Source organism: Candidatus Anaeroferrophillus wilburensis, from assembly GCA_016934315.1.
GTDB lineage: Bacteria > Desulfobacterota > Anaeroferrophillalia > Anaeroferrophillales > Anaeroferrophillaceae > Anaeroferrophillus > Anaeroferrophillus wilburensis.
Genome location: JAFGSY010000034.1, coordinates 1 through 18513 on the forward strand (window position 1 = coordinate 1; position 18513 = coordinate 18513).

Annotated in this window: 17 protein-coding genes, 1 tRNA gene and 1 other RNA gene; 10 read left to right on the forward strand and 9 right to left on the reverse strand. The window is 52.6% G+C overall.

Annotated features, from left to right (window positions below; all coding sequences use genetic code 11):
- The first annotated feature begins 442 nt into the window (after positions 1 to 442).
- Complete coding sequence (locus tag JXO50_08780; protein MBN2333185.1) at positions 443 to 1936, forward strand: acyl-CoA synthetase; 1494 nt, start codon at positions 443 to 445, stop codon at positions 1934 to 1936.
- A 300-nt stretch (positions 1937 to 2236) separates the two neighbouring features.
- Here the strand turns inward: JXO50_08780 and JXO50_08785 are convergent, their stop codons facing one another.
- The 7 genes from JXO50_08785 to JXO50_08815 form a co-directional block, all read right to left on the reverse strand.
- The gene (locus JXO50_08785; protein ID MBN2333186.1) at positions 2237 to 4072 is read right to left on the reverse strand and encodes an aldehyde ferredoxin oxidoreductase family protein; all 1836 of its coding nucleotides are present in this window, start codon (positions 4070 to 4072) and stop codon (positions 2237 to 2239) included.
- A gap of 268 nt (positions 4073 to 4340) precedes the next feature.
- On the reverse strand, positions 4341 to 4682 hold the full coding sequence (locus JXO50_08790; GenBank protein MBN2333187.1) for a hypothetical protein: 342 nt from the start codon (positions 4680 to 4682) through the stop codon (positions 4341 to 4343).
- A 68-nt stretch (positions 4683 to 4750) separates the two neighbouring features.
- Positions 4751 to 5149, reverse strand: coding sequence for a DUF126 domain-containing protein (locus JXO50_08795; protein MBN2333188.1), 399 nt, complete (start codon positions 5147 to 5149; stop codon positions 4751 to 4753).
- Positions 5149 to 6465, reverse strand: coding sequence for an aconitase X catalytic domain-containing protein (locus tag JXO50_08800; GenBank protein ID MBN2333189.1), 1317 nt, complete (start codon positions 6463 to 6465; stop codon positions 5149 to 5151). Before JXO50_08800 ends, JXO50_08795 begins: the two co-directional genes overlap by 1 nt.
- Positions 6458 to 6661, reverse strand: a complete 204-nt coding sequence (locus JXO50_08805) for a helix-turn-helix domain-containing protein (GenBank protein ID MBN2333190.1) — start codon at positions 6659 to 6661, stop codon at positions 6458 to 6460. Before JXO50_08805 ends, JXO50_08800 begins: the two co-directional genes overlap by 8 nt.
- A 235-nt stretch (positions 6662 to 6896) precedes the next feature.
- A tRNA-Met gene (locus tag JXO50_08810) sits at positions 6897 to 6973 on the reverse strand.
- A gap of 105 nt (positions 6974 to 7078) precedes the next feature.
- A complete protein-coding gene (locus tag JXO50_08815) occupies positions 7079 to 7594 on the reverse strand; it encodes an adenine phosphoribosyltransferase (protein MBN2333191.1) in 516 nt (171 codons plus the stop codon).
- A gap of 468 nt (positions 7595 to 8062) precedes the next feature.
- Between JXO50_08815 and JXO50_08820 the strand changes: the two genes are divergently transcribed.
- From JXO50_08820 to JXO50_08860, 9 genes are all read left to right on the forward strand, one after another.
- Positions 8063 to 9313 carry a hypothetical protein gene (locus JXO50_08820; GenBank protein MBN2333192.1) on the forward strand — a complete coding sequence of 417 codons (1251 nt, stop codon included), beginning with the start codon at positions 8063 to 8065 and terminating at the stop codon, positions 9311 to 9313.
- Positions 9310 to 10266, forward strand: a complete 957-nt coding sequence (locus JXO50_08825; protein ID MBN2333193.1) for a TIGR01212 family radical SAM protein — start codon at positions 9310 to 9312, stop codon at positions 10264 to 10266. Before JXO50_08820 ends, JXO50_08825 begins: the two co-directional genes overlap by 4 nt.
- A gap of 144 nt (positions 10267 to 10410) precedes the next feature.
- Positions 10411 to 10593, forward strand: a complete 183-nt coding sequence (locus JXO50_08830) for a hypothetical protein (protein MBN2333194.1) — start codon at positions 10411 to 10413, stop codon at positions 10591 to 10593.
- A 35-nt stretch (positions 10594 to 10628) separates the two neighbouring features.
- The gene (zapB, locus tag JXO50_08835) at positions 10629 to 10892 is read left to right on the forward strand and encodes a cell division protein ZapB (GenBank protein MBN2333195.1); all 264 of its coding nucleotides are present in this window, start codon (positions 10629 to 10631) and stop codon (positions 10890 to 10892) included.
- Between the two features lie 55 nt (positions 10893 to 10947).
- On the forward strand, positions 10948 to 11214 hold the full coding sequence (locus JXO50_08840; protein MBN2333196.1) for a cell division protein ZapA: 267 nt from the start codon (positions 10948 to 10950) through the stop codon (positions 11212 to 11214).
- An 11-nt stretch (positions 11215 to 11225) separates the two neighbouring features.
- Positions 11226 to 11404, forward strand: a non-coding RNA gene (gene ssrS / locus JXO50_08845) — 6S RNA.
- 629 nt (positions 11405 to 12033) lie between these two features.
- Positions 12034 to 13599, forward strand: a complete 1566-nt coding sequence (gene rny / locus JXO50_08850) for a ribonuclease Y (protein ID MBN2333197.1) — start codon at positions 12034 to 12036, stop codon at positions 13597 to 13599.
- Positions 13599 to 14384, forward strand: coding sequence for a TIGR00282 family metallophosphoesterase (locus tag JXO50_08855; GenBank protein ID MBN2333198.1), 786 nt, complete (start codon positions 13599 to 13601; stop codon positions 14382 to 14384). Before rny ends, JXO50_08855 begins: the two co-directional genes overlap by 1 nt.
- 95 nt (positions 14385 to 14479) lie before the next feature.
- A complete protein-coding gene (locus tag JXO50_08860) occupies positions 14480 to 14806 on the forward strand; it encodes a hypothetical protein (protein ID MBN2333199.1) in 327 nt (108 codons plus the stop codon).
- 101 nt (positions 14807 to 14907) lie between these two features.
- Here JXO50_08860 and JXO50_08865 read toward each other — a convergent pair whose 3' ends face one another.
- Complete coding sequence (locus tag JXO50_08865) at positions 14908 to 16167, reverse strand: amidohydrolase family protein (protein MBN2333200.1); 1260 nt, start codon at positions 16165 to 16167, stop codon at positions 14908 to 14910.
- The gene (locus JXO50_08870) at positions 16167 to 18329 is read right to left on the reverse strand and encodes a dynamin family protein (protein ID MBN2333201.1); all 2163 of its coding nucleotides are present in this window, start codon (positions 18327 to 18329) and stop codon (positions 16167 to 16169) included. Before JXO50_08870 ends, JXO50_08865 begins: the two co-directional genes overlap by 1 nt.
- Positions 18330 to 18513 lie beyond the last annotated feature (184 nt).

Genomic DNA, 18513 nt, shown 5'->3' on the forward strand with positions numbered 1-18513 from the left:
CCCGCATTGCCGGTGATCGTCACCCCGGGCAGGTTGAAAAGCTTTTGCCAGAGAGGCAGGTTGTAGACCGTTGCCAAGGCGAGGGCTGCAAGCATGGCGATGAGGGTGCTATTGTTCTTGAAAACGAGTGCTGCAGAGCAAGTCTGCAGCTTTTTTTAACAGGCTGAAAAAAGGGAAGAGCGTTTCGTTCATGTTTCAGGTCGCTGGTTCAAAGGTGAACTTTTTAAGCTTGGATTGTTCAGTGGAATTTTGTTCTAGCATGGGTTTTATGAAGGGATTGAGAAGGGGAACAGTTTTTTCGGGGCCGGGATTTGGCTTGACACCCAAGGTCAATTTCTCCTACAGTTCCTCAGTGAGAAGTATTGTTTGAGCAAACAAGCCTGCTTTCCAGGATATTACTTCCTGCAGCCGGGCAATGGTGTGAATTGGGGATAATGTGACAGTGTCAGATATCGAACTCATCAAGCTGGCCCGAACGCATGGCAGCTCGGTGGCGGTGCGTACCGGTTCCGCCGAACATACGTATGCAGACCTCCTGTTTCGCTCCGGGCAGGTTGCCCTGCGCCTGCTGGGCGATGATGGCGAGGATCTGCGCGAGGTCCGGGTTGCGTATCTTATGCCAGCTGGTTTTGATTACATCGCTGTCCAATGGGGAATCTGGCGTGCCGGTGGCATCGCCGTTCCGCTTTCCCTTTCCGCAACGGAATCGGAACTCGAATACACCTTGACCGATTCGCAGGCAGGGTATGTCGTCGTTACCCGGGAGCTTGCCCAGAAACTCAGGGGATTGTGCGATCGGCTCGCCATCCCTTTGCTCATCGTTGATGAAATGTCCGCCCAACCGGCCGCGCAATCTCTGCCTGCACTTGCCGCGCATCGCCGCGCGATGATCCTTTACACCAGCGGCACAACCAGCAAACCCAAAGGCGTCGTCTCGACGCATGTGAATATCCAGGCGCAAATCGAAACATTAGTTGCCGCCTGGTCCTGGCAGGCAGCAGACTGCATTCCTTTGTTCCTGCCACTGCACCATATCCACGGCATTATCAACGTGATGTCCTGCGCGTTGTGGGCCGGGGCGACAATTGAACCGTTCACGCACTTTGACATGCAGACGATGTTGCGCCGCGTTGCTGATGGCGCGTACACGGTGTTTATGGCGGTGCCGACGATCTACGTGAAACTTATTCAGGAGCTTGAATCGCTTGCCGCTGCTGAGCGGGAACCGATTGTCGCCGGATTCGGCGGCATGCGATTGATGGTTTCCGGGTCCGCTGCGCTTCCGGCCAGTGTGCACGATGCCTGGACAGCGCTGACCGGGCAAAAACTGCTGGAGCGCTACGGGATGACCGAAATCGGCATGGGGTTGTCGAATCCCTACGACGGTGAGCGGCGGCCGGGTGCGGTGGGGCAGCCCCTGCCGGGCGTTCAGGTTCGGTTGAAGATGGAAAAGGGTGAGGTGGTTGCCGGCGAAGGCGAGCCCGGTGAAATTCAGGTGCGTGGTCCATCGGTGTTTCTGGAGTACTGGAATCGGCCGAAGGTCACGGCGGCTTCCTTTGACGATGGTTGGTTTTGCACTGGTGATATGGCGATTGTCGAGGACCGTTATTATCGCATCATGGGCCGGCAGTCGGTCGACATCATCAAAAGTGGAGGCTATAAGCTGTCAGCTTTGGAAATCGAAGCGGCGCTGCTCGACCATCCGGCTATTTGCGAATGTGCAGTTGTTGGGATTGCGGATGACCTGTGGGGGGAGACGGTGGCGGTGGCGGCGGTGCTCAACAGCGGCTGTGAGCTCGATCCGGAAACACTCCGAACCTGGTGTGCAGAACGGCTGTCCAAGTACAAGATTCCCAAGAAATTCCTGCAGGTCGACAGCCTGCCCCGAAACGCAATGGGCAAAGTGACCAAGCCTGCCGTCCGAGACTTCTTCTGACCCAGGCTCATGCGGTTAACGGCAACGAGATTCGGCCCTGTGCGGTATGGCCTTTCCCGTGCTATCTTTTGGGGTTTCCCAACAAGTACATTGCGGACAGGATAGTACTGTTGCTTCAACTGAGCGATTCCTGAGCTGGGAAGCTGTCGGGGGTCTGGTTCCCGCTCATTCTCGCCGGCTCCGAGGAGTCCGCTGCGAATCACCATCCGGGTGATTCGTTCGGCGCCCAAAGCCGCTCAGAACCAGCCCCCCGACAGCTTCGAGCAGTTTGCATCGTTTAGCTACGGTGTTGGTCCAACTTCAGTCTGCAGCTTGTATCAGGCCCAGTTCCGCCAGCTTTTCCTTGGTTGGGATGCCGTTTCGATCCCAGCCCCTCAGGGTATAATAGCGGTCCAGCATGGCATCCAGATCTTCCTGGGGACAGTATCTTCCTGCCGCCGGGCCATCCGGAATCGGGTCATGCATGACCCGATAGGGGAGCGTGTCATCTTGCCGGTTTCTGCCGCGCCTGACATTGATTAACCGTTCCAGGTTGTAGATGCGTTCCCCGGCCTTCTCAAGTTCCCCAACCGTGAAGTCCCAGCCGGTCACCAGATTGACCATGGTTGCCAGCTGGTCACTGATCAGGGCTCCCAGGCCTTTTTCGACCGTGAAACGGCAGATGATCAGCGAATCGGCCACGGCGCAGGAAGCCTGACTCTTGATCATGTAGGCCGGCTGGGGCTCAAATCCCGGATCACTATCTGCGGGCAGCGCATAATTCGGTCTGCCATCCTGGTGGCTGCCGCCCCTGGTGGAGGTGGCGTAGGCCAGCGACATCTCCCGCAAGCCCCGGGCGGAATGGCCGGCGCATTCAAGCCCCTGGCTGGTGTACAGGTATTTGTATGCATCCCGGCCGAACTTTTCCGCCAGCCGCCGGGAACCCAGGGCGAGATGTTTGCCAACTCCTTCCATCAGTGCCGTTTTCCGGATCAGATCGACCATCGCCTCACCGTCATCAAAGGCTACCTGGCCGCCAAGTTCTGCGGTTGAGATGATGCCTCTCTCCAGGCATTCGGCCACAAATGCCAGGGTGACCCCCATGGAAATGGTATCAATGCCCATCAGGTCGCACAGGTGATTGCCGTTGACGATGGAGGCAAGATCACCGTTGTCCATCATGGTGCCCAGGGCGTAGAGGGTTTCGTATTCGGGCATTTTGACGCTTTCCCCCGCGTAGGCCCCCGCCGGAACCCGGACATGCTTCCCGCAGGCGACCGGACAGCCGAAACAGGCGGTGTCTTTTTCCGTGTAGTTTTCTTTGATTAGTTTACCGCTGATGGCATCGGCATGGGCGAAGGTCTCCCGGGTATTATTGCGGCTGCAGAGGACGCCCCTTTCATTGACCATCGTCAGGATGGAGGGGGTCCCCTGGGAGGAGAGGAGGGCCGTATTCTTTTTTAAAACCGCGGCCTGCTCTTTGAGGAAGTTCCGGAGGGCTTCAGGGTTGGCAATGCTGGTTTTTTTTGTTCCCTTGACGATAATGGCCTTCAGGTTCTTGGCCCCCATGACGGTGCCCATGCCGCCCCGGCCGGCGGTTCCGAACCTGCTGCCGCCCCCGAAAATGATATTGGCAAAGAGGACGCCGTTTTCAGCTGCCGGCCCGATAGCCGCGCAAACCGATCCCTTGCCCGTTTCCTTTGCCAATGCCTGTATGGTTTCCTCGGTATTTTTTCCCCATAAAGCCGAGCAGTCTTTCAGCTCGCCACCCTTTTCAGTCACCAGAAGGGCAACCGGTTTTGGTGATTTTCCGGTGATATGGATGGCATCGAAACCGGTTCTTTTCTGGACAACGGCGAAATTGCCGCCATAATTGGAGTCAGCAAAACGGTTGGTGTACGGGGAAATCGTCGCCACATGCCCCCGGCTGCTGCCCCAGACCGGGGTGTCCGTCACGGGTCCGGTGGTGAAGACAAGGGCATTTTCCGGAGCATCGGGACTGAGGTCGCCGGGGACCGTTTCATAAATCAGCTTTGCCGCCAGACCATTGCCGCCGAGAAACATTTTTGCAAACGTTTCATCGTAAGATTCCGTCCTTATTGCGCCCGTGCTTAGATTCACCTTGATAATGCGGCCATGCTGTCCGGATAGTTTCATGTCTCACACTCGTTACTGTTTTTTTCGGAAGATATTTACGTTGATGAACTCGTAACAACTGGCAAAGAGCTTTGAAAACCGGATGGCACAGTAACGGCTCCAGATTCGAGGCAAGCAAAACCTGAGGAATGAGGCATACCTATAAGTGCAACCCCGTGACGAAGGTTGCAGCTTAACGAAGAAGGTGGAGTTGTTACGAAGCCATCAGCGTTGGGGGCAACTCAATAAGAGAGCTTCCCATGGTCAACGGTCATGCTTCTGCTGACTGCTAATCGCTCATCCAGGAATCATCAGCGCTGGTAATCTCTTTTTTTGAAAGTATCAGGCCCGTTTCGACTATGTCCCAGGTTGGCACGCAGCCATATTTTTCAGGAACGACTTTCAGCCAGACATCCGACTTCACGTACTCCTCCACCGCTTCCGCGGACTTGAATATGTACAGGGCACCCCATTCCTGCTTCTCCTGATTGCACCACCAGCACTTGAATTCAAGCGATTCCATTGCCATAAACTTGGGATAACTGCCCATGAACCATTCCCGCATCTCTGCGGTCGTTTTCATTTTTCCGGGTTTAAATACACACCTTAAAGCACGTTTTTCAGTTTTCATTGTCAACCTCTTCATTCAGGGTAATAGTTTGTTTGTCTCAACCCCAACATTGCCGTGGTAAAAAGCGGCTAGGCTATTTCAATAAGCCCTTTTGTGCCAAAGACCTTGATCTGGTCGCCGGTCTTGATCACGGCGACGATGTCCTCGACAAAAGAGTCCATCATCGGAATGTTACTGACCATGGCACATTCAACCGTTATCGGGTCGGCTTTTGGACAGAGAATGGCCGCCGGTGCGTTGCCCATTTTTTTGGCGTGATACATGGTTATCGCCGCGGTTACCGCTCCCTTGGCGGCCGGGATCACCAATACTTTATCACCGATTTTTTCCCCATAGAGGGGATGTCCCTTGATCCCCAGAGTGCCGGTCTTGGAATCAAAATCAGTGGTGAAATTAAAGGGTTCCTGCAACACAAACGCCTCAGCTTCCACATTGCCGCTATTTATTGTTCTTCCTTTCAGCTCCATCAAGATCCTCCCTGCCAATTTCCGCTTATGGCCGCATTGATGCAATGTTCAATTTCACCGACTACCACTCTTATTCTGCCTTTTGAAATGATCGAAATATAGTGGGCTGTTTTGAAGGAATTGGTTGCCACGGTTTGAACAGCATCTGGAATGGGACAGTCAGGGATGGCTGCCATGCACGCCCGTGAGATAACCCCCCCGGCCTTCTCAATGGTTGTGGTGCAACCCATCGTCTCAGCCAGATCATACAACTGATGAGCGGTGCCGATCCATAACCCTTGATTTGCGCCAACTTGTCTGTTCTCCAGTATATCTGCGACCTTTTTCAGTTCCTGGATGCTGCAATGGGGGCAACCTAAGATGACCAGATCGATCTGTTCCGTTTCTTGATAGAATTTTCCCCGAGTTTTTTTAATTTCTTTGCTGCCGATCTGGACCACTTCTTTGGGCTGCTTATCTCCCAGGGCGGTTTGCACGTTCGGTGCTTCGGGTGTAATGCCGACTAGATGGCACATACTGACGGCGCCTGAAGTTGAAATCGGATGCAGAAGATATTTCAACCGGTCGAAGACAATGTCACGGCTCAGGCCGGTGATCGCAACATTTCTTTCCTGGGCAATACCGCCGATGTAGTATCCTATAGCCCCGTAATCAGAGGTCGTCAGCGAAGCCGTGTCCAGATCTTTAATATCAAACAAGATTTCGGCATACCGGTTTTCATCTAAAAACAGCCCCCAATCGGGAGCTCGCCCGGTGATGGCGATCGCCATATTGACCACCGCACCGTCTCGGTTTTGCCTTGCGCCAACGATAGAATTGACAAATAACTGCGTACTGCTGCCGAACCAGGAAACATAGTCGTCCTTTCTCGGGAAATTCCCGGTGTACATCGGCACACAGGTAAAGGTTTGGAAAAAACCGAGGCGGGAATAGATTGCCATTCTTCTTTCATGATCGCCATTTCGCGGGATGCAATGTTCCTTTGCGATGCCCATCTTCTCATAAGCCAAAGGATCACAAAGTGACATGAACGGATGTATCGTCGTGAACGTTTTTGCCTGATCCACCCCTTCGGTCAAATCTTCCAGCAGGTCCAGGGGAAAAGCATTAAAAACGTGTGCGCTGGCAACCTTAACCAGTCTGTCGGCACCAAAGGCTTTGCCATACTTGATGAGAAAGGTGATGCATTTTTCCATGCCAGGACCATGTTTCCCCGTGGCCATGGCCTCTTCTTCCCTTGTCAAAATCATTGACAACCCTCCTCCCCCTTTTTTTACGTTCCATAATGCCCCCAATTTCTGTTCCTTGTCAGGCATGTTGTTTCTTGTTCTTGGTCTGATCAGTGGCCGCTAGCCACTGATCAATACAATTCTTTCTGAAACGCCAGTGCTTGCCAATCTTCTGGCCCGGGATGGTCCCTTTCCGGGCTAATTGATAACGGATTGACTTGGAGATCTTCAGGTAGGATGACAGCTCATCAATGGCCAGTCTACTGTCATACTTTTCGGTCATTATCATGTACTCTGCGCGGAGACAGGCTGCAATCTGTATCAGTTCCTAGCAGTTGCTAGACGCTTTGGTCAAGGAGTTTCACTATAAAAAATATGGGTATTTCCACATGGGGAAGCATGTGCGAAGGGAGGCCTCAGTCAAAGGAATGTGTTGGACTGTCTGCAAATAAAAAACCCCGAAATCCTTGCTAGGACTCGGGGTCTCGGAAGTAACCGGACGTTGCCGGAATGGTTGTTGGTGGCGGTGCAGGGATTTGAACCCCGGACACTACGGATATGAGCCGTATGCTCTGACCACCTGAGCTACACCGCCTTCTCTAATGAATTCAAGCGAAAGAGGGCCGTTATATATCGATTTTCCCCCCCTTTGTCAACCAGTTTCAACAATTGCTGGCATCTCTTCAAAGAGTTTTTCCTGTTAGAGGGAGAGGAGCGAAAAGACTGCTTCACCGGCCAGACGGGTTCTGCCCTTTAGAGCTGCGAGTTCGGCCAGGAAGGCGCATTCGATAATGTTTCCCTGCATTTTTTTCACCAGTTTGATGACCGCTTCCACCGTGCCGCCGGTGGCCAGGATATCATCGGCGATCAGGACCCGCTGGCCGGGTTTGATGGCATCTTTGTGGATTTCGAGGATATCGGTGCCGTACTCCAGGGTATAGCTTTCCTGAAACGTTTCATGGGGTAGTTTGCCGGGTTTGCGCACCAGCACGACGCCGGTGTTAAGCTTATAGGCTAGGGCGGCACCCATAATAAACCCCCGGGCTTCAATGCCCACTACCACGTCAATCTTTTTGTCAAGGTAGCGGTGTCCCATCAGGTCCACCACCCGCTGGAAAGCCGTGGCGTCGGCCAGCAAGGTGGTGATATCCTTGAAAACAATGCCGGTTTTAGGGAAGTCGGGGATGTTGCGAATGACTTTTTTAAGATCTTCCATTGCCGTCTCAGAAGGATTGAACGAGGTTGAAATCCCTCACTGTATATCGTAATTTTTTTCCTTGAGGCAAGCTATTTTTCCCTGGCTACCCCGATGAAGTTCTTTGTAAACAGGCAATGATCTGATTAAGCGGTTGACAGGAGGAAAAGCCAGAGTGTACATAAGCCCATTGGGAAACCGTCATTTGCCGGATCAACGATGGCAAAGGCCATTTCGACACTATCGAACAGCCATCCGGTTATGGTTGATTATTACTACTGGCAGGCAGCTGCCCTGCGGATATTCCTCTGATGTTTCCGGTGGGGATTACTTTTCTACCAATAGTTTCTGACCTTGCTGAAAAATAACTATCTGATAATTTTCTGGTCCCGTTGTCTGAGGCTTGGCAGCAGAGGATCATATTTCTCCTGGTGCCGCCGCTTCCGGCTGCCTATCCTGATGGTTTTGGCAGGTATGGTGCTGGTTTTCATGTTCCGCTGGCCCCAGGTTCGCTCCCACCGTTTCCCGGTCTTGGAAAGCAGTTCCTGCTGTACCGTTGACCAGCGGGAACAGTATGTTCAGCAACCTGAGGTAGAATTTTCGCTGGCCGCCCTCTTTCCGGCTGACTTTTTTTCCCAACCTTCGCCGCCGGTACAGTTCTGCTCGACTCAGCGGAATGCTCAGGTGACCGTCTACACCACCTTGGAGTCTGCTATTCAGGAGCGGCTGCTGACTCTCCTGCGGCGTTATGCCCCCCTAGCAGGCGCCGGTGTGGTTATCGAGCCGCAAACCGGGGCGGTGCTGGCGATGGTCAGTTACCGGAACAGCGAACAGCAGCCTCCGGTGCTGGCGGCGGGAAAGGATAATTATTGTCTTTATGCCGGGTTTCCGGCTGCGTCGTTGATAAAAATTGTCACTGCCGGGGCGGTGCTTGAAAAAAAGGGTTTTACCAGTAGCAAGACGTTGCCGGTTGCCGGTCGCTTCCATACCCTTTATAAACATCAGATAGGCCTCAAACGTCCCCGTTTCAAACCTCAGTCGGTCTCCCTTGAAAAAGCTTTTTCCCTCAGTGTTAATCCCTATTTTGGCAAACTTGGGATCGAGGTACTGGGCGAGCAGGAGCTGCAGGAAACGGCCCAGGAATTTTTATTTGACATGCCGATGGTTTTTGATTTGCCGCTGGCGGCCAGCCAGATTATGGTGCCTGAATCGGCCTATGAACGGGCTGAACTGGCCTGCGGTTTCAATACGGAGACCACCATCTCCCCTTTGCATGCAGCGATGATTGCTGCCGTGCCGGTGAATGGCGGCAAGATTATGCGTCCGTACCTGGTGGAGCGTCTGGTGGCCGATTCGGGTGAGGAGGTTTTCTTTCGTCATCCTGAAACCTTGACCCAACCGTTGCAGGGCAAAAGCCTTCAGGATCTGCAGCGTCTTATGCGGGCAACGGTTCGTTATGGGACAGCAAAAAAAGCATTTGCCCATCTTCGTCGGGTGCGGGGTTCGCGCGACTGGCTGCTGGGCGGTAAAACGGGAACCATCGATTTGCCTTCCCGCGAGGGGCGTTGCGAGTGGTTTGCCGGCTATGGTCAGAACGGTGAACGACAGGTGGGGATCTCCCTGGTTCTGGTGCATGGGAAAAACCGGACCATCAGCTCCTCTTACCTGGCGGCTGAAATCATCAAGTCAGCCTTGCAGAAAAAACCGCTGAAGACGGTGCTGGAGGAGCATCGCGGATGAAAAAAAAGGCCATTCACCATCCCTTGTGGGTTTCCGGCAAGCGCTACTATGACCTGAAGAGCTATTTTGCCAACCGCTTTGGTGATCGGGTATACAAAATTTCTCTGGATGCCGGCTTTACCTGTCCGAATCGTGATGGCAGCCGTGCCCATGGCGGCTGTACCTATTGTGATGGTCGGGGATCGGTGCTGCGTCAGCAGGGAGCATTGCCTTCGGTTACGGAACAGTTGGAGAACGGCAAGGTTCTTTATGCCCGGCTGCGAAAAGCCATGAAGTTTATCGCTTATTTTCAGACGTTTACCAATACGTATGCACCGGTAGAACGCCTGCAGGCGCTCTACGATGAAGCGCTGGCGGTCCCTAATGTGGTTGGTCTGGCGATTGGGACCCGTCCTGATGCCGTAAGCCGGGAGGTGATGGATCTCTTGGCCGGATATGCCGAGGGTTCTGAGGTCTGGCTTGAGTACGGTTTGCAGTCGATGCATGATCAGACCCTGGCCAGCATAAATCGTGGCCATGATAGACGGACGTTTGAGGAGGCCGTGCAACTGGCGTCAGAGTATGGCATCAAGCTCTGTGTCCATGTCATCCTTGGTCTGCCCGGAGAGAGCCCGGAGATGATGCTTGAAACAGCAGCGTATGTTGCCCGGCTGCCGATCCAGGGGATCAAGCTGCATTCGTTGCTCCTGCTCAAGGGAACGCCGCTCTATGAAACCTACCGCAGCAGCCCTTTTCCTTTTTTGAACCGGGCTGAATACGCCAGGTTGGTGGTCCGCTTTCTGGAAAAGCTGCCGCCCCGGGTGGTTGTGCAGCGCTTAACCGCCGAAGGGTATCGTGATATCTTTACCGCCCCCGCCTGGGCCAGGAACAAACTCCAGGTGCTGCAGTCTATTTTTGACCTTCTTGAAGAGGAGGATACCTGGCAGGGTAAATTGACCGCTGATCATGAATGATATTGACAGGTACCGCGGGGCTATGCTAGGTTTGTTCACAGATCGTACTCTTTGATGACGTGCTGATTAAAGGTATGGATAATCTTCTCTTCATTTGTGACTGACTGGAAATTGCAGGGTTAAAGATTGCGTGCTGATGCGGGTATGGCCCCGGCTGCCAGTCGGGATGATTGTGAGCCGGGAAGAAAGTATGGGTGTCGCGAGTATTCCCTTGAAATGCAGCTGTATCAGTTGACGAAAAAAATGGCTCGCTCTGACCTGCCACACGAGGAGCGGAGCCGCATAGAGCGGCGGATTGCCGAAATTGAGAAGACCCTTGATTTCTAATGTTTTTCCGGCTTTGCTGATGCAGGAGTCAGTTGATGGGCAACGGCATGGATAATCTGGCGGCTTTGGAAGACCGGGTGATTGGCCTGCTGGACAGACACCGTGATCTACAGGATGAAAACCGGGCCTTGCAGGAGCAGGTGGCCAGCCACCGCGACCGGGTGGCCCAGCTTGAACATGAAGCTAAACGGAAAGAGGAGCTACTGGCTGTGGTTGAAGGCCGGATTGATCTCCTGCTGCAGAAGTTGTCCGATGTCAGTTTTCCTAATACTCCCCTGCTGCCGGGAGGGCTTGGTTGAGTCGAAGGCAGTGCGTGCTGTTGCTCTCAGTCAGTGATTGAGGATTCTTGAGTTCATGCTGGAAAAAAAAAGTGTTACGGTAGCGATCAAGGGACAGGAATATACCATTAAGACCGAGGCCGATGAAGTCCATGTGCATTCGGTTGCCGAGGAAGTCAATGGCCGTCTGCGTTCTCTGGATCAGAAAACGCAGACAATAAATACGATAAATCTGATGGTTCTGGCACTGATGAACATTACCAGTGATTATTTGCAGGTAAAATCGGAGCTGGATTCTTTGACAAGTAGGTTGGAACAGCTCAACAGGAAGTTTCCTGCCTGATAATGGACGAGAAGCCCCTGTGCTACGCGTGATAGGTGAATTTTTTTTGAGCCAACACTTTTGCCATTGGTGGTCTTGCTCACTCTGGTGTGCATGCCCTGTTCGCAGGGAAGCCTGAAAGGGTGATAAACCGCCAAACCTGGTATCAAAGGTTCAAAAGAAGCGCTTACACGGTAAGCATGGGGGCACTTGTACTGTTTTTAAGACTCTGGGGCCGGTGTCTCGGGGGTTATATATAGATGGAGAGGATCTGATCGGGTTACGACGTCAAGCTGGAATACGGTTTGGCGGTTATGGAACAAGCCGCTGGAAGTACAATATCTGGAATGAAAACCGATGATTCAGGGTGAATAACATTCTATCATGATGGAGGGGTTCTTTCTTCCTGTTTTATGGTTTTTGCAGGTCTGGTTTGTTATTCTGGCTTAAGCACACATGGCGCTGGTTGTTTTTTTGAGATCCAGCCCCGCAGAATTTTTGCTCTGGTGACCACAGCCGAACCAGTATTTCCCCAGGCGTAATCCTGCCAGTGTTGGCATAGCCGTACCTTGCTGTTCCTCGCTATCACCTCCTTCCACCAGCTGTCACTCAGCATGGCCCCACTGTTGCCACATCCGGTTTCTGTTGCTCCATTTTTGTAAGTTTTGCCGGCAGCCTGCGGCAATTCGTTGAATTGTTGTCTGTCGAGGCGCTTCAGTGAACGACGGCATTGGTTGCTGAACTAAAGGACGTAAGGACATCATAATGGGCGTTGTTAGTGCTGCCCTTGTGGTGTGATACTAATACCCCCTGCAGGGGAAGAGCGGGAAGGAACATATAATGAGTATCTATGTCAGTATTATTATTGCTGTGGTGGTGGCCATGGTCGTTGGCCTGGGGGTGGGTTATGTCCTGCGCAAGAAAACCGCAGAACGGGAGGTGGAAAGTCTTGCCAGTGAAGGGCAGAAGATCATTGCTGAGGCTTATAAGGAAGCTGAACTGCTGAAAAAAGAGGCAACGATCCAGGCCAAGGATATTATTTTTAAAGCAAAAACCGAATTTGAACAGGAAACGAGCGAAAGACGGAAAGAGATCCAGTCCCTTGAAAAACGTCTCCTGACCAAAGAGGAGAATCTGGAACGCCGTTCAGATAATCTGGACAATAAAGAGGAGGAGCATCAACGGCGTGAGCAGAGCCTGCAGCAGCGTGAAAAGAATATGGCGGCCAAGGAAAAGGAATATCATGCTCTGGTTGCCAAGGAGAAAGAGAAACTGGAAAGTATTGCCGGTATGACTTCGCAACAGGCGAAAGACACCCTGATGGATATTATGGTTGATGAGGCCAAGCATGAATCGGCCAAGCGGATCAAGCAGGTGGAGGATGAAGCAAAGGAGGTTGCTGAAAAGAAAGCCGTCAATATTATCAGCCAGGCAATTCAGCGATATGCCGGGGATTATGCCACTGAACGGACCATATCGGTAGTTAACCTTCCCGGGGATGAAATGAAGGGACGTATTATCGGCCGTGAAGGACGGAATATCCGCTCTATTGAGGCTGCCACCGGTGTTGATTTGATTATTGATGACACCCCTGAAGCCGTGATTATTTCCTCATTTGATCCGGTACGACGTGAAATTGCCAGTTTGAGTCTTAATCGCCTGATTGCCGATGGCCGGATTCATCCCGCCCATATCGAAGAGGTGGTGGACAAGGTCAAGGCTGAAGTGGAGCAAAGCATCAAAGAAGCTGGTGAGAAAGCAATCTTTGACCTCGATCTCCATGGCATGCACCCGGAACTTATTCGCCTGGTTGGCCGGCTCAAATACCGGACAAGTTATACCCAGAATATTTATGAGCATTCCATTGAAGTTGCTTTTATCTGCGGTATTATGGCCGCCGAGTTGAAACTGCCCATGAAGCAGGCACGCCGGGCCGGATTGCTGCATGATATTGGAAAGGCTGTGGATCATGAAATTGAAGGGTCACACGCGGTGATAGGTGCTGATCTGGCCCGCCGCTATGGCGAAGCGCCGGAAATTGTTCATGCCATTGAAGCGCACCATAATGATGTGGAAGTGAACCAGGTTCTTGATGTACTGGTCCAGGCCGGTGATGCCCTGTCCGGTGCCCGTCCCGGCGCCCGGAAAGAGATGCTAGATGCTTATATCAAGCGTCTTGAGGCACTGGAGAACATCGGCAACTCTTTCAAAGGGGTTGACAAAACGTTTGCCATCCAGGCCGGCCGTGAGATTCGCGTGATTGTCAACCATGAAAAGATCAGTGATGAAGATGCCGTCGTTTTGTCGCGGGATATCGCCAAGGAGATTGAGAAAGAATTGACCTATCCCGGTCAGATCAGGGTTACCGTAGTGCGGGAAACCCGGGCGGTGGACTACGCCAAATGATTCGCATAGCGATTATCGGCGATATTGTCGGACGGCCCGGCCGGCGGGCGCTCAAGGAGCTGGTGCCCGGGCTGGTTAAAGATCATCGACTGGATATGGTTATTGCCAATGGTGAAAATGCCGCCGGTGGATTCGGTATAACCGCAGACATTGCGGAAGAATTGCTGCAGTCCGGGGTTGACGTCATCACGTCGGGCAATCATATCTGGGACCGCAAGGAGATAGAACAGTACTTTGATACCCAGCCCCGCCTGCTGCGGCCGGCAAATTTCCCGATTCAGGATTACGGCCACGGTCATGTTGTCGTGTCCTGCCGCACAGCACCGGCGGTACAGGTTGGGGTTATCAATATTTCCGGCAGGGTTTTCATGGGTTCCCTTGACTGCCCCTTTCAGACGGTGGTTCCTCTTATTGACCAGATCCACGAACAGACCAATATTGTTATTGTTGATTTTCATGCCGAAGCCACTTCAGAGAAAATGGCCATGGGTTGGTATCTGGATGGCCGGATTTCGTGTCTGGTGGGCACCCATACCCATGTTCAGACTGCCGATGAGCAGATCCTTCCCGGTGGGACGGCCTATATTTCCGATTTGGGGATGACCGGCGCAATGGATTCAGTGATTGGCATGAAACCGGATCGGGTAATTGCCAAGTTCCTTACCAGTATGCCGCAACGCTATGAAGTGGCGACCAATAACGTTCAGCTGCATGGGGTGTTGTTGGAGGTAGAGAAAAAAACCGGGACCGCCCGGAGAATAGAGCGTCTGAAAATCAAGCTTTAGCTGCCAATTACCTTATCTTCGTCGAGGACGACGAAACGGTCAAGTTTTTATCTCCTTCTGCCGATAAGTAAGAAAAGCCAGAAGGAGATATTTTTATGGTACGTGCTGTTGATATGCAGCAGATGCTGTTGCAGTTGCCGCTGGTCAGCAAGGTCCAGCATCAAAGTGCCCATGGTGCCGAAGTCGAGCAAAGCAAACTGGTGCAGCAGCAACTTATGAAAGAAGAGCAGCAGCAGCGGGATATTAAAGAGATCAATGAGGCGGATCGCCCGCTACTGGATAACAACCCGCGAAAAGAGAAGGAACAGCCGGACCGCAAGTTCTCCCAGAAAAGACAGTCATCATCTCCTGCTGAGTCTGGTGAGGCGGAAGAAGCCGGACAGCTTCGCAAGGGAGGAGCCTTTATTAATATTACTGCCTGATGTGCTGCCAGTGCTGCATAATGTTCAGTCAAAAACCGGCTGATCTGCATTGCTACAGCTTCCTGTCCTTCCCCTCCGCCAGCTAAAGCACGACATTTTCCTCAAACCAGCTTTTCAATCCTGCCGCCAACCATCACCATGGTGATATGGTTATTATCCGTATGTCTAATGAGCTTTTTTAGCTCAAGTAGAGGTTCAGAATCCTCAATCTGAACAGCAATGATGTCCGCCTGAAAACCAGCCTCAAGCTTACCGGTTTCTGTAGCCATACCCAGGGCTGCCGCGCCGTTAATGGTAGCCATGGAAAGGATCTCGGCTCCGGTAATTGTCGGAAATGTCGCCGCCAGAAAACGCATTTCGTCCCAGAGACTGAGGGTGCTGACACTGGTCAGGCTGTCGGTTCCCATGGCCGGCTTAAGTCCCAGTGAGAGCATGAGCGGCAAATCGGCAAGCGGATTCCCCAGGGTATGGTTGCTGCGCAGGCAGACAACCGGGATAATTCTCTTGATGAACTGCTGCAGCTGCTGTTTTGTTGCGTTTCCCAGGTGCACTGCACTTGTGGTGTGGGGGAGTTTCTGTTTCAGGAGCAGGTCAATAGAATCCTCTTCCGTAGGAGGGGGCAGGTCTATCTCCTGCCAGCCCACAAAAGGATAGAGCCGCTCCGCAATGGCCCCCTTTCTCGCCTTAAAAAAGGCTGTTTCGGCAACCGATTCTCCCACATGTATAGTGGTCGGCAGATTGTTGCGGCCTGCAAGCGCAAGCAGTTGGCGCAGGTGGAAAAGGGATACCGTATAAGGTGTATGTGGGGCGATTCCCGGCCGGGTAAGCATGGGGTCAGGAGGATGGTAGGCGGTAATGCTCTCCTGCACCGCTCTCTCAAGCTGCTGCTTTTGGTCGATACCGATAGCTTCAAGAAAATGAACGGCCCTCAGCCTGCTTGTCTGGGTTTCAGGTGCGGCAAAAATCAAGGGACTGCGAAGATCACCAACTCCGGTTGTGCCGCTGTCCAGAAGCAGCTCTTCGCCGTGCACAATGCCTTTGATGAAGGTTTCAGGAGCGGCCTTTTTTTTTGCGCTGATGATGTCGATGATCCAGGAGACGAAGTCAGTGCTTCCAACAGCGGGGCAGAGATGATGGAAGCCGCTCAGCTCAAGGTGGCAATGGGCGTTGATCAGGCCGGGCATGATAAGGGAATGTTTCCGGCGAAGATGCACATCGCCGGTTCGGGTCAGGGGAGTCAGCTCATTGGCCGGAGCCGCTGCCAGAATACGATTGCCTTCGATAAGGACTGCACCCTCGGCAATAATGTTGTCGGGGGCCACCATTACCCAGGGAGCTGTGAGCAGGTAGCGGCCGGGCATCAGCTTGATGATTGGGAGACTGCGTGGGGAAGCTCGGCCAAAATACGCTGCAGCTGATGGTCAAGATCGTTGAGGATGGCCAATAATTCTTCCTGATGAAGATTTTCTTCCAGCAGGCCATCTTGCTTACGGGCCATGTCCGTAGTGCTCAGATGGAGAAAGTCGGTAAAAAAATCTTTCAGCAGTTGGGCATATTTTTGCAGGTAAGGCCGCAGGAAAAGAAACTTTATCTGTTCCTGATAATCCAGCAGCCGCCCTTTTAACTCTTCTTTGGCATGATCCTGGAGCTGGGCGCGGATGGACTCGGACCAGGATGATTTTTTGCGCAGCCGGCGAATTTTGTCGAGCAGAATTTTACCAACCAGTGATATCTTGGCTACGGCTGCAAAGCGTTCGGTAATGGGCAGGGTGAAACTGAATGACGGCATGGTGGCAACCCAGTTGATCGGCGCCGGCAGGTTTTGCTGTTCCTGATGGCTGATTGTTCTGCCGGTTGCCTTTTCCAGCAGGAAGAACAGCGGTGCACACTGTTCATCCACGGCCGTATTGAGCTTTTTCTCCATCCCGCTCCACTGTTGTCTGACGGTGATTTCCAGTTTTTCCTGTAGCCGCTGGTGAACGGACTGTTGAAAATGACGTTCGAGAATTTTTACCGGCAACAAGGGGTTTTTGGTCTTGTCGGGCAGCAGATCTTTCGGTGTCTCGTAGTTGTTGATAATATCTTCAAGGGCTGTGATGATGCTTTCTGAGCTGTTTTTAGAAAACCACGACTCGGTTTTTTTAAAATACTCTTTCTCCAGTTGCAGGGTGATAGTTGTCAGGGTGCTGGTCAGTTGTTCTTCCACCTGTGCCAGCTGCTCCCGGCTTTCCTCATAATCATCTACCGTTGCGCCGATCTCCTGACGGTGGTTGGCAATCAGCTGCTTCCTGGCCCTGACCAGGGCCTGGCTTTGGGTGGCAATATGGGTTATCCTGCTGTTCAGGTGGTGCGTGAGTGACTGACTTGCCTCCTGGCTGACGATTTCATGGAGATGCCGGAGAAAGGTTTCCCGGGCGGCTGACGACTGCGCTTTTTTTGCTGTTTCCTCCTGCCAGAGAGCCCAGCGCTGCTCTTCAACCTTTCCCAGGGAAGACGCCTGCCGCTGTTGATCATACAGGTGGTAGAGGGCGGAAAAGGCATAACATGGCTGGCTGAATCCCAATTCCGCCAGTTCCTCCTCACAGCGTTTTAAGATGGCATTCATGTTATCAACGGATTGGTGTTCCATGAAGTCGCAGTTGAGGACGAAAAACAGCCGTGTATCAAGCCCAAGCTGCCTTAGATGTTCAAAGAGATAATAGTCTGCCTGGCGGAGGCCCATGCGGCTGCTGATAACGTAGATCAAAAGGGGGCTGCTGGCCAACTGCTGAATGGCAACTGCCTGTTGTCCGGGGCTCGGGGTGTCGAGACCCTGGCAATCCTGGAGGACGACATACTCAGGAAACGAACTGAAGGGACAGGTAAGGTGTGCCTGTTCAAGATAGGTGGAAAGAGGTTCATTGGTAATAAAGCTGGTGAACTGAGGCAACTGGTCGGGGGTAAATGTTTTGCTGAGCTGTTCAGCCTCATAGTAGGAGTTGATAGTGGCAAAAGCAGCCAGCAGGTTTTTTAATTGCCGGTAATGTTCGTTGAAACTTCCGTATCTGGTTACCGTTGTTGTGCGGGAATAGTTTTGCAGAAGTGTCTCAATATGTTGGCGATGCTCAGCGGTGAAAAGGGAGATGGCGGCATCTTCAAGTTCTTCCCCCAGCAGATAGTAGCAGCTGTTCTGGAACAGGGTGTTTATTTGGTCCGGTGGAATGAGGGTTATTTCCCCCTGCAGCTGACCATGACTGACGGTGGTCAGAAAGGTAGTGGTTATACCGGCTCCCATCGGCAGGAGAGGCTGTCCGATGAGCATATTCAAAAGGGTGCTCTTCCCCGATTTTATCGGTCCGATCACCGTTATCGGCAGCGTAAACTGACTGGTCAAATGCAAGAGCTCGTTGGTGGTTGCCGTCCATTTATCCACCCGCTGATGTTTATCCGGCATGCTTACCGCCATACTGCGGAGGGTGTCTTTTAGGGTTGTGAGGCAGTGGCGCAAGCCGGCAAGCTGTTTGTTGGCCGCATCTGAGAGCATTGCTTTTTCTCCGGAATGTTTCTTGATGTTTGCGGCTGTACCGGGCCGCTATGTGTCAGTAACTGGTCCGTTGATGAACTGCTTGCGAATCCATGGCTTGATGGTTTCCCGGCAACTCCACCTTCTTCGTTAAGCGGCAACCTTCATTACTGCGTCGTACATACAGTACGCTTCACTTCTCATA

Coding starts and splice junctions, on each gene's coding strand:
- JXO50_08785 (MBN2333186.1), bottom strand. CDS start 4,072: ATGAAACTATCCGGACAGCATGGCCGCATTATCAAGGTGAATCTAAGC.
- JXO50_08790 (MBN2333187.1), bottom strand. CDS start 4,682: ATGAAAACTGAAAAACGTGCTTTAAGGTGTGTATTTAAACCCGGAAAA.
- JXO50_08795 (MBN2333188.1), bottom strand. CDS start 5,149: ATGGAGCTGAAAGGAAGAACAATAAATAGCGGCAATGTGGAAGCTGAG.
- JXO50_08800 (MBN2333189.1), bottom strand. CDS start 6,465: ATGCCTGACAAGGAACAGAAATTGGGGGCATTATGGAACGTAAAAAAA.
- JXO50_08805 (MBN2333190.1), bottom strand. CDS start 6,661: ATGACCGAAAAGTATGACAGTAGACTGGCCATTGATGAGCTGTCATCC.
- JXO50_08815 (MBN2333191.1), bottom strand. CDS start 7,594: ATGGAAGATCTTAAAAAAGTCATTCGCAACATCCCCGACTTCCCTAAA.
- JXO50_08820 (MBN2333192.1), top strand. CDS start 8,063: ATGTTCCGCTGGCCCCAGGTTCGCTCCCACCGTTTCCCGGTCTTGGAA.
- JXO50_08825 (MBN2333193.1), top strand. CDS start 9,310: ATGAAAAAAAAGGCCATTCACCATCCCTTGTGGGTTTCCGGCAAGCGC.
- JXO50_08830 (MBN2333194.1), top strand. CDS start 10,411: ATGGCCCCGGCTGCCAGTCGGGATGATTGTGAGCCGGGAAGAAAGTAT.
- zapB (MBN2333195.1), top strand. CDS start 10,629: ATGGGCAACGGCATGGATAATCTGGCGGCTTTGGAAGACCGGGTGATT.
- JXO50_08840 (MBN2333196.1), top strand. CDS start 10,948: ATGCTGGAAAAAAAAAGTGTTACGGTAGCGATCAAGGGACAGGAATAT.
- rny (MBN2333197.1), top strand. CDS start 12,034: ATGAGTATCTATGTCAGTATTATTATTGCTGTGGTGGTGGCCATGGTC.
- JXO50_08860 (MBN2333199.1), top strand. CDS start 14,480: ATGGTACGTGCTGTTGATATGCAGCAGATGCTGTTGCAGTTGCCGCTG.
- JXO50_08865 (MBN2333200.1), bottom strand. CDS start 16,167: ATGCCCGGCCGCTACCTGCTCACAGCTCCCTGGGTAATGGTGGCCCCC.
- JXO50_08870 (MBN2333201.1), bottom strand. CDS start 18,329: ATGCTCTCAGATGCGGCCAACAAACAGCTTGCCGGCTTGCGCCACTGC.